Annotated in this window: 15 protein-coding genes and 1 pseudogene; 3 read left to right on the top strand and 13 right to left on the bottom strand. The window is 67.6% G+C overall.

From position 1 onward, the window contains the following. Window positions 1-139 precede the first annotated feature (139 nt). Genes BN977_RS04555 through BN977_RS04540 form a run of 4 tightly spaced genes read right to left on the bottom strand, consistent with a single transcriptional unit; the run spans window position 140 to window position 4,075 of the window. A complete protein-coding gene (locus tag BN977_RS04555; protein WP_036396508.1) occupies window positions 140-1,105 on the bottom strand; it encodes an NADPH:quinone oxidoreductase family protein in 966 nt (321 codons plus the stop codon). Then, window positions 1,102-2,121 (bottom strand): phosphotransferase family protein, encoded by a 1,020-nt coding sequence (locus BN977_RS04550; protein WP_036396507.1) that lies wholly within the window; start codon window positions 2,119-2,121, stop codon window positions 1,102-1,104. The genes BN977_RS04555 and BN977_RS04550 overlap by 4 nt, the downstream gene beginning before the upstream one ends. Beyond that, window positions 2,118-3,425 (bottom strand): acyl-CoA dehydrogenase family protein, encoded by a 1,308-nt coding sequence (locus tag BN977_RS04545; protein WP_036396506.1) that lies wholly within the window; start codon window positions 3,423-3,425, stop codon window positions 2,118-2,120. Before BN977_RS04545 ends, BN977_RS04550 begins: the two co-directional genes overlap by 4 nt. A 2-nt stretch (window positions 3,426-3,427) precedes the next feature. Next, window positions 3,428-4,075 carry a TetR/AcrR family transcriptional regulator gene (locus BN977_RS04540; protein WP_036396505.1) on the bottom strand — a complete coding sequence of 216 codons (648 nt, stop codon included), beginning with the start codon at window positions 4,073-4,075 and terminating at the stop codon, window positions 3,428-3,430. 218 nt (window positions 4,076-4,293) lie between these two features. On the opposite strand from BN977_RS04540, the gene BN977_RS04535 reads away from it, so the two are divergent. The 3 genes from BN977_RS04535 to BN977_RS04525 are packed head-to-tail and all read left to right on the top strand — an operon-like array spanning window position 4,294 to window position 6,064. After that, window positions 4,294-5,574 carry a cytochrome P450 gene (locus BN977_RS04535; RefSeq protein WP_036396504.1) on the top strand — a complete coding sequence of 427 codons (1,281 nt, stop codon included), beginning with the start codon at window positions 4,294-4,296 and terminating at the stop codon, window positions 5,572-5,574. Continuing rightward, a complete protein-coding gene (locus BN977_RS04530; protein ID WP_024455266.1) occupies window positions 5,571-5,768 on the top strand; it encodes a ferredoxin in 198 nt (65 codons plus the stop codon). Before BN977_RS04535 ends, BN977_RS04530 begins: the two co-directional genes overlap by 4 nt. Next, a complete protein-coding gene (locus BN977_RS04525; RefSeq protein ID WP_407661169.1) occupies window positions 5,726-6,064 on the top strand; it encodes a DUF1330 domain-containing protein in 339 nt (112 codons plus the stop codon). The genes BN977_RS04530 and BN977_RS04525 overlap by 43 nt, the downstream gene beginning before the upstream one ends. A 118-nt stretch (window positions 6,065-6,182) precedes the next feature. Here BN977_RS04525 and BN977_RS04520 read toward each other — a convergent pair. The 9 genes and pseudogenes from BN977_RS04520 to BN977_RS04480 all read right to left on the bottom strand — a co-directional run. Further along, window positions 6,183-6,419 (bottom strand): annotated as a pseudogene (locus tag BN977_RS04520) (hypothetical protein); the annotation flags it as partial. 94 nt (window positions 6,420-6,513) lie between these two features. After that, entirely contained in the window at window positions 6,514-6,708 is a 195-nt protein-coding gene (locus tag BN977_RS04515) for a ferredoxin (RefSeq protein ID WP_024455271.1), read from the bottom strand. Further along, window positions 6,705-7,907: a cytochrome P450 gene (locus BN977_RS04510; protein WP_024455272.1), complete on the bottom strand. Its 1,203-nt coding sequence runs from the start codon at window positions 7,905-7,907 to the stop codon at window positions 6,705-6,707. The genes BN977_RS04515 and BN977_RS04510 overlap by 4 nt, the downstream gene beginning before the upstream one ends. A 116-nt stretch (window positions 7,908-8,023) precedes the next feature. After that, a complete protein-coding gene (locus BN977_RS04505; RefSeq protein ID WP_024455273.1) occupies window positions 8,024-8,806 on the bottom strand; it encodes an NAD(P)-dependent oxidoreductase in 783 nt (260 codons plus the stop codon). A gap of 63 nt (window positions 8,807-8,869) precedes the next feature. Then, window positions 8,870-9,688 carry an NAD(P)-dependent oxidoreductase gene (locus BN977_RS04500; RefSeq protein ID WP_036396502.1) on the bottom strand — a complete coding sequence of 273 codons (819 nt, stop codon included), beginning with the start codon at window positions 9,686-9,688 and terminating at the stop codon, window positions 8,870-8,872. After that, entirely contained in the window at window positions 9,688-10,536 is an 849-nt protein-coding gene (locus BN977_RS04495) for an alpha/beta hydrolase (protein ID WP_036396501.1), read from the bottom strand. Before BN977_RS04495 ends, BN977_RS04500 begins: the two co-directional genes overlap by 1 nt. Window positions 10,537-10,542: 6 nt before the next feature. Continuing rightward, entirely contained in the window at window positions 10,543-12,192 is a 1,650-nt protein-coding gene (locus BN977_RS04490; RefSeq protein ID WP_024455276.1) for a thiolase C-terminal domain-containing protein, read from the bottom strand. Then, on the bottom strand, window positions 12,192-12,410 hold the full coding sequence (locus tag BN977_RS04485) for a ferredoxin (protein WP_024455277.1): 219 nt from the start codon (window positions 12,408-12,410) through the stop codon (window positions 12,192-12,194). Before BN977_RS04485 ends, BN977_RS04490 begins: the two co-directional genes overlap by 1 nt. Continuing rightward, window positions 12,410-13,678 (bottom strand): NADH-ubiquinone oxidoreductase-F iron-sulfur binding region domain-containing protein, encoded by a 1,269-nt coding sequence (locus tag BN977_RS04480; protein WP_036396500.1) that lies wholly within the window; start codon window positions 13,676-13,678, stop codon window positions 12,410-12,412. The genes BN977_RS04485 and BN977_RS04480 overlap by 1 nt, the downstream gene beginning before the upstream one ends.

The raw sequence follows: 13,678 nt of genomic DNA, 5'->3' as shown, positions 1-13,678 counted from the left end.
TGCGATCGATCTGTGCAGCACCAGCTGTCCGATCATGGCTAGGAGCGTACTGACCATTTTGGTCAAACGGTCAGAATGTGCCATAGATCACTATGTGGGCATATCTATCGACCATGACTGGTCGGAGTTGAGCCGGGCCTCAGCCGACCTGCACGATCACCTTGCCGACGGCCAGTCCGTCGGCGACGTGGCGCAGCGCCGCGGCGATCTGCTCCAGCCGATACACCGCCCCGATGTGCGGCGCGACGGTTCCCCGCGCCAGCCATTCCGCCAGTTCGGCCTCGTTGCGGGCGAACTCGTCGGCCGGCACGTCCTGGAACTGAAAGCCGAGCAGCGCAATGCCTTTGACCAGCACGAGGTTCAACGGGATGCGGGGAATGGTTCCCGAGGCGAAGCCGATGGTCACGTACCGGCCGCCGCGGCGCAGCGCGCGCAGCGTGGGCTCGGACAGATCACCGCCCACGGGGTCGAGCGCGGCGTGCGCACCATCGGGGATCACCGCGCGCAATGCGGCCCGCAGGTCGCCGGCGCGGTGGTTCACGACCGCCTGCGCACCGTGTTTCCTTGCGACAGAGAGCTTCTCGTCCGTCGATGCGACCGCGATCACGCGGGCCCCGAGCGCCGTGGCCAGTTGCACGGCCGCCAGCCCGACTCCGCCCCCCGCGCCCAGCACGATGACGTCGTCGCCGGGGCCGATCCGCGCCGCCGACCGCAACGCGTGATACGCCGTGCGGTGGGCGACGCCGAAGGCGGCTGCCGTGCGGTCGTCGACCATGCCGGGGATCGGGGTGACGGCCGTGCTCGGCAGGCACACCTGTTCGGCGAACGCACCGGACATCGAGGTCCCGGTGACCCGGTCACCGATGGTGAAACCGGTGACGTCGCCGGCCATCTCGGTGACCACACCCGCGCACTCGCTGCCTGGGATGAACGGCGGTGGCACCGGCACCTGGTACCGGCCGGCGACCAGCAGCACGTCGGGAAAGTTGACCGCTGCCGCGTGGACCTGGATCCGAATCTGGCCCGGGGCGAGCTCAGGGTCGGGTATGTCCTCGACCCGAACCACCTCCGGCGGCCCGTACGCCGGACAGACGGCCGCCCTCACCGGTAGGTACTGGACTCGGCGAGGTCGGCGGCCGAGCGCATCAGCTCGGCCACCACCGGGCCGAACGCCAGCAGCTTCTCGTCATCGCCGGCGCGCTGGAAACCCTGCTCCAGCACGATCGCCAGCTTCCACTTCGCCAACACCAGGTAGTAGTCCAAGTCGTCGACCTGACGCCCGGACACCTGCGCGTAGTGCGCCACCACCTGCTCCTGCGACGGCATGTCCAGCATGTCGACATACCCGGACTCGGCGGCTTCGGGCGCGCGGGTGTCGGCCGGCCAGCCCTGCACCATCCACGCCAGGTCCAGTTTCGGGTCGCCGACGGTGCCCATCTCCCAATCCACGATGGCGGCCAGCCGGGCGGGTGCGCCGTGCCGGTACATCACATTGGCGAACTGATAGTCCCCGTGCATCAGGCCGGGCAGGAAATCCAACGGGCGATGGGTGCGCAGCCATGCGGTGGCGACGTCGAGCCCGTCGAGTTCGCGGTTCTTGATCCGGTCGTAGAAACCGGTCCAGCGCGCGACCTGGCGGTCGTGGTAGCCATCGGGGCGGCCCAGATCAGCGAGGCCGCGGGCCCGCCAATCCACTTGGGCGAGCAGCGCGATGCCTTCGGCCAGTTGGTAAGCCAGAGCGGGGCGCAGGCTGTGATCGGAGTGAAACGGTTCCGGCCAGTGCCGTGAGTCCATCGGTGACCAACCGTCGACGTATCCCATGAGGTAGAACGGCCGGCCCAGAACGGTTGCGTCCGAACAGACCCCGAGGGCCGCGGTGTGCGGGACGTCGGTCCCGTCGAGTGCCTCGATGATGCGCCACTCGCGCAGGATCCCGTTGTCGCGGTCGGCCGGAGCGCCCGCCGGTGGCATGCGCAGCACGCACTGATGTTCGCCGCGGGTGATCCGGTAGATGACGTTCTGGGTTCCACCGGACAGGAGGTCGACCTCGGCCGGTTCGCCCCGGCCGGGATGGCCGTTGTCATCCAGCCAGGCGGTCAGCCGGTCGATGTCGATGCTCACAGGTTGCCGACCTCAAGGTCCAGGTATTCGGCGTATTTCGCTTGTGCCGCTGCACGTTTGCGCGGCAACCAGTCGGTGGGCCACACGTCGTCGCTGGCAGAATAGTCTCGCAGCACCTGTTTGGCCACCGTGGTCTTGTGCACCTCGGTGGGCCCGTCGGCCAGGCCCATCACGGCCGCGCCGGTGACCATGCCGAGAAACGGCATTTCGTTGGTCACGCCGAGGGCGCCGTGCACCTGCATCGCCCGCCAGGCGATATCGTGCAGCACCGTCGGCATCACCGCCTTCACCGCGGCGATGTCCTTGCGCACCAACTTGTAGTCGTTGTACTTGTCGATCTCCCAGGCGGTGTGCAGCACCAGCAACCGGAATTGCGTGAGCTGGGCGTAGGAGTCGGCGATGTAGCCCTGGACGGCCTGCTTGTCGGCCAGCAGGCTGCCGGCGGTGTGGCGGCTGAGCGCGCGCTCGCACATCATGTCCAGCGCCCGCTGCGCGAGCCCGATGGTGCGCATGGCGTGGTGGATGCGGCCACCGCCCAGCCGCGTCTGGGCGATGGCGAAGGCCTGACCCTCACCGCCGAGCAGCGCCGAATCCGGAACGCGCACATTGTCGTAGTGGATGAGGGCATGCGAGCCCTGACCGTCGGATTCGCCGTACAGGCCGCAGTTGCGCTCGATCCGCACCCCGGGCGTGTCGGTGGGTACCAGGAACATCGACATGCCTTGATACGGGCTGACATCCGGGTTCGTCACCACCATGACGATGAGGAACGACGAGGTGGAGGCGTTCGAGGAGAAGAACTTGTGGCCGTTGATGATCCAGCTGACCCCATCCGAATCGCGCACCGCGGAGGTCTTGAACTGCGTCGGATCGGCACCGCCCTGCGGTTCGGTCATCGAATAGCAGGAGAACACCTCGCCGTCGAGCAGCGGGCGCAGGTAGCGCTCCTTCTGCTCGGGCGTGCCGTAGTGCGCGATGATCTCGGCGTTACCGGTGTCGGGCGCCTGACAACCGAAGATGATCGGTGCCCACTGCGAACGGCCCAGGATCTCGTTCAGCAGAGCCAGTTTCAGTTGCCCGTAACCCTGGCCGCCGAGGTCCGGTCCGAGGTGGGTGGCCCACAATCCCTTCCGCCTGACCTGTTCCTTGAGCGGGTCGATCACGGCGCGGCGGGTGTCATCGAGTGGGGTGAACTGCAGGTGCGGCCAGATCAGGTCGAGTGGCTCGACTTCGGCACGCACGAAGTCGTCGGCCCAGTCCAGTAACTCCTGGAACTGCGGGTCGGTCTCGAAATCCCATGCCATGACTAACTCCTCCGGTATCCGGCGATCAGGGTGAGGATGTCCGCCGCGACCACGTCGGCGAACGAGCGGTCCCCGAAGGAGCCGGCCGCCCAATGCCGGGCGCCCTCGCTGACGAACGTCATCGCCAGGTACGCCAGGTGGGGGACATCGGTGCCGGCCGGCAGCTTGCCGTCGGCGGTGGCACGCTCGAACAGTGCGGTGAACATGCCGCTGTCCAGGTCGGGCGATTCACCGGTGGCCAGGATCCGGTGTTCGTGGCGGTACCCCTCGAGGATGGTCTCGATGACCAACTCGCGCGGATTGCGTGCCATGGAGCGTTCCAGGTCCGACAGGGCCGCGGTGATGACCGCCGCGACGTCGTAGTCGTCGTCGAGCATGCCGGCGACGACGCGTTGCGCCGACCGCGTGGACATGACGCCGACCTCGAACAGCACATCCTCTTTGCGGGGAAAGTAGAAGTAGAACAGGGCCTTCGATACCCCGGCCGCCTTACAGATGTCGGCCACCGTGGTGTTCGCGTAACCGTTGGTGCGCCACAACGCCATCGCGGCCTGCACGAGCAGGCGCCTGGTCTCTTTCGACCGGGCCTGGGCGAGGGAGGCGCGACGCTGACCGCGGTCAGATGTGTCTGGGCGGGGAGCGGCTGCCATTTCTCGACGATATCGCCAGCAGGTGGAGTTGACCAGGGTCAACTTTTGCGTGGCGAGCAGACACAGACTCCCGCAAAGTGGCCCCGAAGCGCGGGAGCCTGTGTCTGCTCGCGGGGGAATGCCGCCGCCCGTTGACGGACCAGGACGGTTGTGGAAATCTGATACCCAAAGATGAGAATTGGATTCTCTCCGAGAGAGATCGCCGAAACGGAGCGCAGATGGCGGACGGCTTGACCGACTTGGACTTCTTCCGCGACCCGCGGCTGGTCGAGGATCCCTACCCCTACTTCGAGGCCCTGCGGGGCGGCTGTCCCGTGCACCGGAACGGTCCGTACGGCGTGACCATGGTGACCGGTTGGGACGAGGCCGTGCAGGTCTACAACGATGCCGACACGTTCTCATCCGTCACGTCGGTCACCGGTCCGTTCCCGGGGTTCCCCGTGCCGCTGGAGGGCCTGTCCAAAGACGAGGTCAGCGCGCTCATCGAGAAGCACCGTGACGAACTGCCGTTCAGCGACCAGCTGCCGACACTGGACCCGCCGACGCACACCGACCACCGTGCCCTGTTGATGCGGCTGATCACGCCCAAGCGCCTCAAGGAGAACGAGGACGCGATGTGGAAGCTGGCCGACGAGGTGCTCGATACCTTCCTCGACGGCGGCCGGGGCGAATTCATCAAGGGCTTCGCCGGGCCGTTCACCCTTTTGGTGATCGCCGACCTGCTCGGCATCCCCGACGAAGACCGGGACTCGTTCGTCGAGAACATCGGCAACCATGCCGGCGGCGGCGTCGGCGGAACCGGTGACGAAGCCTTGGCGCACAGCCCGCTGGAGTTCCTGTACGGGATCTTCGCCGACTACATCCAGGACCGGCGCGCCAACCCGCGCGACGACGTGCTGACCGGCATGGCCGAGGCCACGTTCCCGGACGGCTCCATCCCCGACGTCGGGGACGTGGCCCGGGTGGCCACCAATGTCTTCTCGGCGGGGCAGGAAACCACCGTGCGGTTGCTCGGTACGGCATTGAAGGTCATCGCCGAGCGATCCGATATCCAAGCCCGGCTGCGGGAAGACCGCGGCCTCATACCGAATTTCATCGAAGAGGCGTTACGCATCGAGAGCCCGGTCAAGGGTGACTTCCGATTGTCGCGCTGCCCGGTCACGGTCGGTGACACCGAACTCGGTTCGGGAACCACCGTCATGGTGCTCAACGGCGCCGCCAACCGGGACCCGCGCCGGTTCGATGATCCCGACTCCTTCGACCCGGCACGCAAGAACGCCCGCCAGCACCTGGCGTTCGGGCGCGGTATCCACAGCTGCCCGGGCGCGCCGCTGGCTCGCGCGGAAACCAAGGTGGCCCTTGAGCGGTTGCTCGACCGGACCACCGACATCCGGATCGCGGAGGACAAGCACGGTCCCGCCGACGCCCGTCACTACCGGTACATCCCGACGTTCATCCTGCGCGGCCTGATCGACCTGCATCTCGAGTTCGACACATGAAGGTGACGGTCGACGAGGACCGATGCCGGGGCCACGGGATGTGTCTGACGGCATGCCCCGAGGTCTTCACCCTGGCCGACGGCGGTTACGCCGAGGTGCTTCTCGACGAGGTGCCCGACGAATATGCCTCCGGTGTCAGGGATGCCGTCGAATGGTGTCCGGAGCAAGCAATCAGCATCACCGAAGGGAACTGAACAACGTGGCCAAAGGGTATGTCCTGCTGACCGAGACGATCACCGACCCGGCGGGGATGGGCGAATACGCCAAGGCGGCCGGCCCCGCGATGGCAGGCGCCACCATCCTGGCCGTCGACCGGAAACCGACGGTCATCGAGGGCACCTGGGAATGCACGCAAACCGTGCTGCTGGAATTCGAATCAGTCCAGGCGGCCAACGACTGGTACTACTCGGACGCCTATCAGGCCGCCGCCAAACTACGGCAGAATGCGGCCGACTGTAATGCCGTGATCCTCAACGGATTCGGCGCCTGACGTCACGTCAGTTCTCGCTCGTCGGTGGTGGTTGGAAGGGTTGGTACCACCACCATTGGGCGCGTTCCCCGGCCGGGCCCTTGTACGGGGCGACGTTCGGCGGTGCTGTGCTGGGCGGGTGCGCGACGGCGGTCATGGTTTCGGCGTTGCGGGGTGTTACCCCGGTTTTCCAGGCCACCAGGGCCGCGATCGAGCGGCAGCCGGTCATCCCGGCCAAGTCCTCGTGCGCGATCTCGGCCACGATCTCGACCAACCGGCCGTCGATGGCGTTGCGTTGCCCGCACAACTCACCGATCTCACCGAACAGCACCGCCAACCGCTCTTTGGGCTCCAAAGACGCTGCGGCGGTGGACATGACACCAATTCTGGCAGAGGGGTACGACAAGTCGTGTGGCGTCGATCGACAAGTGCCAACGGCACGACGGGTGGGATGTGCGGCGAAGTGCCGCTCAGTCCACGATCGCGATCGCCTGGCGCGGACATTGCCGGACCGCTTCGCGCACCTGATGCTCGTTGGCCGGCGTGATTTCCTCGGTGAGCACGTGCAGATAGTCCTGATCGTCGAGATCGAACACCTCCGGGATGACGCCCATGCAGACACCGTTGCTCTCGCACAACCCGAAATCCACCTCGATGCGGCTCATCTGGTCACCCGCACCGGGACCCGCGCGTAGCCCGCCACATTCTGCATCCGCACCCGTTCCAGGCCCGCGAAATCCACCTCGTAGCGCGGCATGAAGTCGAGCAACTTCTCCAGCGCGATGGTGCTCTCCATGCGCGCCAGCGCCGCGCCCAGGCAGCTGTGGATTCCGTAGCCCAGCCCGAGGTTCTGCGCCTCGGTGCGATCACGCTCGATGTCGAACCTGTCGGCGTCGGTGAACGCGTCGGGATCGCGGTTGGCGGCGGCGCTGATCAGGAACACCGGTTTGCCCGCGGGGATGACCCCGCTGGGCACGTGCGCCTCCTTGAGGGTGTACCGCACGTTGTACTGCACCGGTCCCTCGTACCGCAGCAGCTCCTCGACCGCGGACGGGACCAGCTCGCGGTCGTCGAGCAGCTTCTGCCACTGCTCCGGGTGCTTGGCGAACAGCACCACCGCCGTGCCGATCAGCTTGGTGACCGTCTCGGCACCGGCACCGCCGAGCAGCGTTGCGAAGCCGGTGATCTCGATATCGTCGAGCTTGTGCAATTCGCCGTCATCGCGGGGAATCTCCGCGGCGATGAGGCGGCTGATCATGTCGTCCTGCGGGTTCTCCCGGCGCTTCTGGACGAGTGAGTAGTAATAGATTGCCGTGTCGATATTGGCTTTCATGCCGGCCTCGGAATATCCGACCTGTCCGGGTTCGCGCGACAGGCTGGTGTCGATCCAGTGCCGCACCTGCTGGCGGTAGTCCTCTTCGACGCCCGCCATCCGAGTGATCACCTCGACCGGGAACGGCCCGGAGAAATCCTGCACGACGTCGAATTCATCGCCGGTGATGTTGTCCAGGAACCGATCGATCTGCTCGACGATGGTGTCCTTCTGGGCTTGGATGGCACGTGGGGTGAACGCCTTGTTGAGCAGGCTGCGCATGTGGCGATGGTCCGGTGGGTCCATGAAGATGATCGATTTCTGCGGCGGCTCACCGCTCTGCACCATCGCCAGATCGCACCCGCGTGACGAGGAGAAGGACTCGTGGTCCTTGAGCGCGGCCGCCACATCGACATGACGGGTGAGGGCGTAGAAATCCTGGTCGGCGCTGTAGTAGAGCGGTGCCTCGGTGCGCATGCGCCGATAGATCTCGAACGGGTTGTTGAAGTACTCCTCGGAGAATGGATCGAAAACCAGTTCGGCCGTCGTCATTCCTGGTCCTCCTTCGGGGTGGGCGGGCACCCCAGCCACATTACGGAAGGCTGTAAAACTGTAACGCTAACAGTGGTGGCGTCGGGACACGCCGGAAACACCGATTTCGGTGCGGCTCAATCCGGCACGCCGGCGCCGACCACCGGCTCGAGCGCGCCGAGACCGAAGCCGAGATCGGCCAGCGTCCGCTGCACGACGGCCACATCCTTGGTGAGGAACTCACCGACGGCGCCGATGAACCGCTGCGTGGATCCGGCCCGCTCGATCATCTCCAGCGCGCGGCTGGCGCCGCTACCGTGAGCAAGCGCGCCGAGCAGTGCCGTCTCGTCGATCGAAAGGTGTGCGCCCATCCGCACCGCCTCGGCGACCAATCCGATCTGCGCGGCGAACATGGTGTTGTTGACCAACTTCATGCCCTGGCCGGCGCCCAGCGGGCCCATGTGCAGTAACGGATCCGCGTAGCTGGCCAGCACCGGCCTGATCCCTGCGATGGCGTCGTCGGTGCCACCGGCGAACACGGTGAGCCGTCCGGCGGCGATGTCGTGTGGTCCACCGCTCACCGGCGCGTCCACCACCGCGACGTGTGGTGCCCGCTCGGCGATCCACTGCGCGGTGCGCGGACTTCCGGTGGTGTGGATGACCAGCGTGGCACCGGCCGGCATGGCGTCCAGTAGCGGGCCCGCGCACACCGCGCGCACCTGGTCATCGGTGAACACGCACAGCACCACCACCTCGAGCGCGACGGCAGCGATATCGCCGGCGGCGATGGCGCCGAGTTCGGCGATCGCCGTGCGCTTCTCGGCGGTGCGGCCCAGCACCGTCACCCGATGGCCGGCCTGGACCAGCCGACTCACCATCGGGGCGCCCATCCGGCCGGCGCCGATGAACCCGACCTCCATCAGTAACGTCTCTTCTTCGCGCGAGCGCTCATCGGTGTTGTCTCTTCTTCGCGCAAGCGCTCATCAGCGCGGGTGGTGCATGATCGCCAGCGCCGTGTCAGCAGCGGTGAACACCGAACCCTGCGGAGCGGACGCCTCTTCGGCCAGCGCGGTGGCGTGCCGGCAGTCCTTCTGCAGCAGCGCACCGGCGATCGGGGCAAGGTGGTCCAGCGTGCCGCCGAAGGCCGCGATGCTGCCGAGCGCCTTGCTGTTGGCCGAGCCGCGGGAGACGACCTCGCACAGCTTGTCCCGCGGCACCCCGAGCGCTTCGCCGAGTTCCAGGGTGCTCATCGCGGCACCCAGGTTGGCGCTGAACAACAGGTTGTTCAGGATCTTCGCGACCTGCCCGCTGCCCAGCGGACCCAGATGCACGATCGGGTCTGCATAGGTGGCGAACACCGGCCGGGCCTTTTCCACATCGGCGTCGGCGCCACCGACCATCACCAACAACTGCCCGGCCTCGACGGCCGGGCCGCCGCCGCTGACCGGCGCGTCGATCACCGAAACCCCCTGTGCCGATGCCGTTTCGGCGATCTCGCGACACGTGTCCGGGTGAATGGTGGAGTGGATGGCCACCATCCCGCCGGGCGCCAGACCTTCCATCACCCCGTCGGCGCCGAACAGCACCTCGCGCACGTCGTCGTCACCGACCACACACAAGCACACCAGGTCGCTGGCCGCGCCCAGTTCGGCGGGTGTGCTCGCCGTCTTGGCTGCCGTCCCGGCGTACGGATCCAGCGACGCCGCGCGGCGCGCCCACAGCGTGGTGTCATAACCACCCTCGACGATCCGGCGCGCCATCGGGCCGCCCTGGCTGCCCAATCCGATGAATCCGACCCGCATCAACCCGCCTCCGCTTCGATATCGCTCGACACACACTGACCGGCGAATGCCAGCACCCGCCGGTGGTACTCGGCCGCCGACAGCCCGACACTGAGATTGTGTCCGCTGTGGGCCATGTGGTTGATCTCCACTCGGGGCGCCGCCGTGAACAGGGCGGCGATCGCTGCCAGCGACTCCGGTCCGGACTCCCACACGCTCTCGTGGTCGGCGGCACTGAACTGCACCGGAACCCGCACCGCGGCGGCGACGGAAGCGAAATCCCGGTGCGGCCAGTTCGCCGACATTGCCCCCTCGTAGGCCGCCCCTGGTGCGGACAGCCCACCGGTGAGTACCTCGTCGGGGTACAACGCGGTCGGCTGCCACAGCAGATCCCGGATGCCGGCCGCGCTGCGGGACACGCGCGCTTGACCCAGCAAGGGTTTCGCATCCGGGTGGTAGCTCAATCCGGTACCGGCCAGTGAGATACCCACGACGCGCTCGTGGTCGGCCATCCGCAGCGCCAGCTCACAACCCAGCGAATGACCCAGCAGGAAAACCGGCTCACCGGAAGCGATCTTGTCGACCGCACCCCAGGCCAGGGCGACACGGTTCTCCGGCGCATCCATGCCGTCCTGATACAGCGACGACGCGCCGTACCCGGGCCGGTCCAGCGCGATGGCGGTGAACCCCTGTGTGGCGGCCTGGCGGACCAGCGAAAGGTCCGGCCGCCCGGGGCAATCGAAGTACACCGACGAGGTGGCCCCGCCGTGGATCGCGACCACCACCGCGCGCGGCTCGGCAACCGCGGCGACCAGCGCCGTCATCGGCACCGCGCCCACCATCACCATGCGGCGCTGGACGTCTGTCATGGCCGGTCAGTCATCGGTCCGCAGCAACAGCACACCGCTGGGGGTCAGTCCGCCGCTGCTGGCCACCGCCACCTTGGCACCCGCCACCTGCCGCTCGCCCGCCTCCCCGCGCAGCTGGACGACGGCTTCGTGAATCAGTCCCATCCCGTGGGTGCGGCCGTGCGAGAGCTGGCCGCCGTGGGTGTTGAGCGGGATGAGCCCGTCACGGGCGATGGTGGTGCCGCCGTCCAGGAAATCCTTGGCCTCACCGATCCCGCAGAAACCGAGCGCCTCAAGCCAGGACAGGCAGTTGAAGGTGAACCCGTCGTACAGTTCGGCGACATCGACATCGTTGGGCCGCAACGACGTCCGGCTCCAGAGATGCGCCGACTGGCCGAGTACCTGAGGTTCGTGCGTGAGTGTGGTCTGATCCCAGTCCAGCCGCTCGATGATCTGGGTGCCGACGGCCTCGACGCGCACCGGCTTCTTCGGCAGATCGCCCGCGGTCTCCACCGCCGACACGATGACCGCGACCGCACCGTCGCAGGGCACATCGCAGTCGTACAACCCGAACGGCGTCGTGATCATCCGGGCGGACAGATAGTCGTCCATCGTCAACGGGTCCCGATAGATGGCGGTGGGGTTCAGGGCGGCGTTCGCGCGCTGGTTGAGCGCGATCCAGCCGAGCGTCTCACGCGTGGTGCCGTACCGGTGGAAATGTCGGGAGGCATTCTGCGCCAACGTGTGTGCTGCCGAGACACCGCCGAACGGCTGTTGCCAACTGGTGGTGCGGGCGCCGCCCGGCGGCGACATCTTGCCGTCCTTGAGCAGCTGCTGGAAGGTGGCCTCCCACAGCGTGCGGAAGCACAACACGTGCCGGGCCATGCCGGTCGCCACGGCCATCATCGCCGCGATCACCGAGCCGCCCGGACCGAAGGTGTCCATTCCGCCGTTGATCCAGGTGGGGCGCAGTCCCAGCGCACCTTCCAGGGCCGACACCCCGCCCTCGCCCATGCCGGCGACGTCCAGGCCCGGGTAGGTGGACAGGCCGTCGATATCGTCGAAGGTCAATCCCGCGTCGGCCACCGCCGCGCGGCACGCCTCGATGGTGAGCGACAGTGGGGGCACCATCAGCCGGCGGCCCAGTGTCGACGCCCCGATACCGGTGATCGCCGAGCGGTCCTCGAACTTCTCGGTCGTGCGCATCGGCCGTACGTACGCGCCGAAATCGGTTGGCGCGATCTCGTCCTCGGGCATGGCGGCCGGTGTCGTCTGGTCGGCAGCCAGGGTGAACACCGGCAACCACACGTCGTCGACGTGGTGGAAGCGGACCTCGACGGGCTGGCCGAGTTCCAGCTTGTCCGGATCGCAGTCGACGATATTGGTGGTCAGCCGCACCCGTGGATCCTCGGCGATGGCCACCTCGGCGATCACGTACGGCGGTGGCAGATCCGGGAAGCCGAAGCGGTGATTGACGCTGACGCCGGCCAGGGTGCCCCGGCCCGACACCGCGCGCACACCCAGATCCTGGCTGCGGCAGTACCGGCAGATCGGGGCGGGCGGGTGGAGGAGCGCCTCGCAGCGTCGGCATTCCTGGATACGTAGCCGGCCGTCGGCGCCGGAGGTCCAGAAGAACTCGTTCTGCAGCGTCAGCTGGGGAAGGGGGCGCCCGGCCATCAGCTGCCCGCCTTGGTGTCGGCGGTGCTGAGTTCGATGATCGCGTGCACCGGGCAGTCCAGCAGCGCGCGCATCACGGCGTCTCGATCCTGCTCGGGGACCACACCATTGCCTTCGAGCTTGGCATAACCCCAGTCGTCCAAGGAGAAGTATGTGGGCGCATGTTTGGCGCAGACGCCGAAACCGTCGCAGACGGTGCGGTCCAGCTTGATCCTCATCAGAGGGCCTCGATCTCGAAGGGACGTCGGGCATCGAAGGAGCGGCACCCCTCGCACGGGCTGTGCAGGTGCGCCTGCACGAGATCCGGGAACTGGGCCAACAGGCTGGCCGCGATGTTGGCGGCGCCGTCCAGCGTCGCGCACGCGCCGCGTCCCCGCAGCACCACCGACCAGCGCTGGAGCCGATCGACGTCCTCGGCGGTGGCGGCGCCGGCACGCAGCGCACCGGTCACCGCGGCCATCGCGGCAGTCCCGTTGAAGCATGATCCGCACTGCCCGGCGTTCTCCCGGTCGAAATAGTCCAGCACCGATGCGGCGACGGCGACCGGGCAGTCCGTGGTGAGCACCGCGATCGCTCCGCATCCCAGGCCACAGCCGAGGGCGCGCAGCGTCTCGTGGTCCAAGCCGGCGCTCAGCGCCGTGGCGTTGAGCAACCCGGCGAAGTAACCACCCATCAGCAGTCCCGCCACCTCGGCAGGGGAAACACCATGCAGGGCAAGCAGATCCGCAATGGGCGTGCCGTGCGGCAGCTCGTAGAGCACCGGCGTCCGGCCCGCGCCGGTGACCGTGGCCAGGAAGGTACCCGGTGACGCCTGGGTGCCGTGCGCACGGAACGCCTCCGCGCCGTGCCGCTGGATATACGGCAGGTGCGCCAGCGTCTCGACATTGCTCACCAGCGTGGGCCGCCCGGCCACCCCCTCTTCGAACACCCGCGGCGGCTTGTCGGTGGGTTTGGCGGGCCCGCCGTTGATCACGCGCACCGCGGCCGATTCCTCACCGGCGATATAGCCGGGGTAGACGGTGACCACGGTGACCGGCGGTGAGGTGTCGGCCTCGGCGAGCGCGGCGTGCACCGCGGCCGCCGCGTGCGGATCCGAAACGTACACATACGCGCGGTCGGCGCCGATCACCCGGGCGGCCAACCGCACCCCGTCCAACACCAGATGCGGCCGGTTACGCAGCAGCCAACGGTCTTTCACCGACGCCGGCTCACCCTCCTCGCCGTTGGCGACGACAACCGTCGGTCGCCCGGCGAGGTGCGCCGCGCGCATCGTTTGCAGCTTCACCGCGAGCGGGAACGCCGCACCACCGCGGCCCAGCAGGCCGGCCGTGGCGACCTCGTCCAGCAAGCGTCGCGGATCGTCGAGATCCTGATATCCGCCGGAACGGGTGTAGTCGGAAAGGCTTTCGGGGCCGACCGAGAGCAGGCGCGGTGTCAGGCCGGGCCAGACGACGGTCGCGATATCCGTTGCGGTGGTGGTGGTCAT

It is taken from the genome of Mycolicibacterium cosmeticum (assembly GCF_000613185.1).
Classification (GTDB): domain Bacteria; phylum Actinomycetota; class Actinomycetes; order Mycobacteriales; family Mycobacteriaceae; genus Mycobacterium; species Mycobacterium cosmeticum.
Note: the sequence above shows the minus strand (reverse complement) of the source record. Positions and strands in the feature narration are given on the sequence as shown.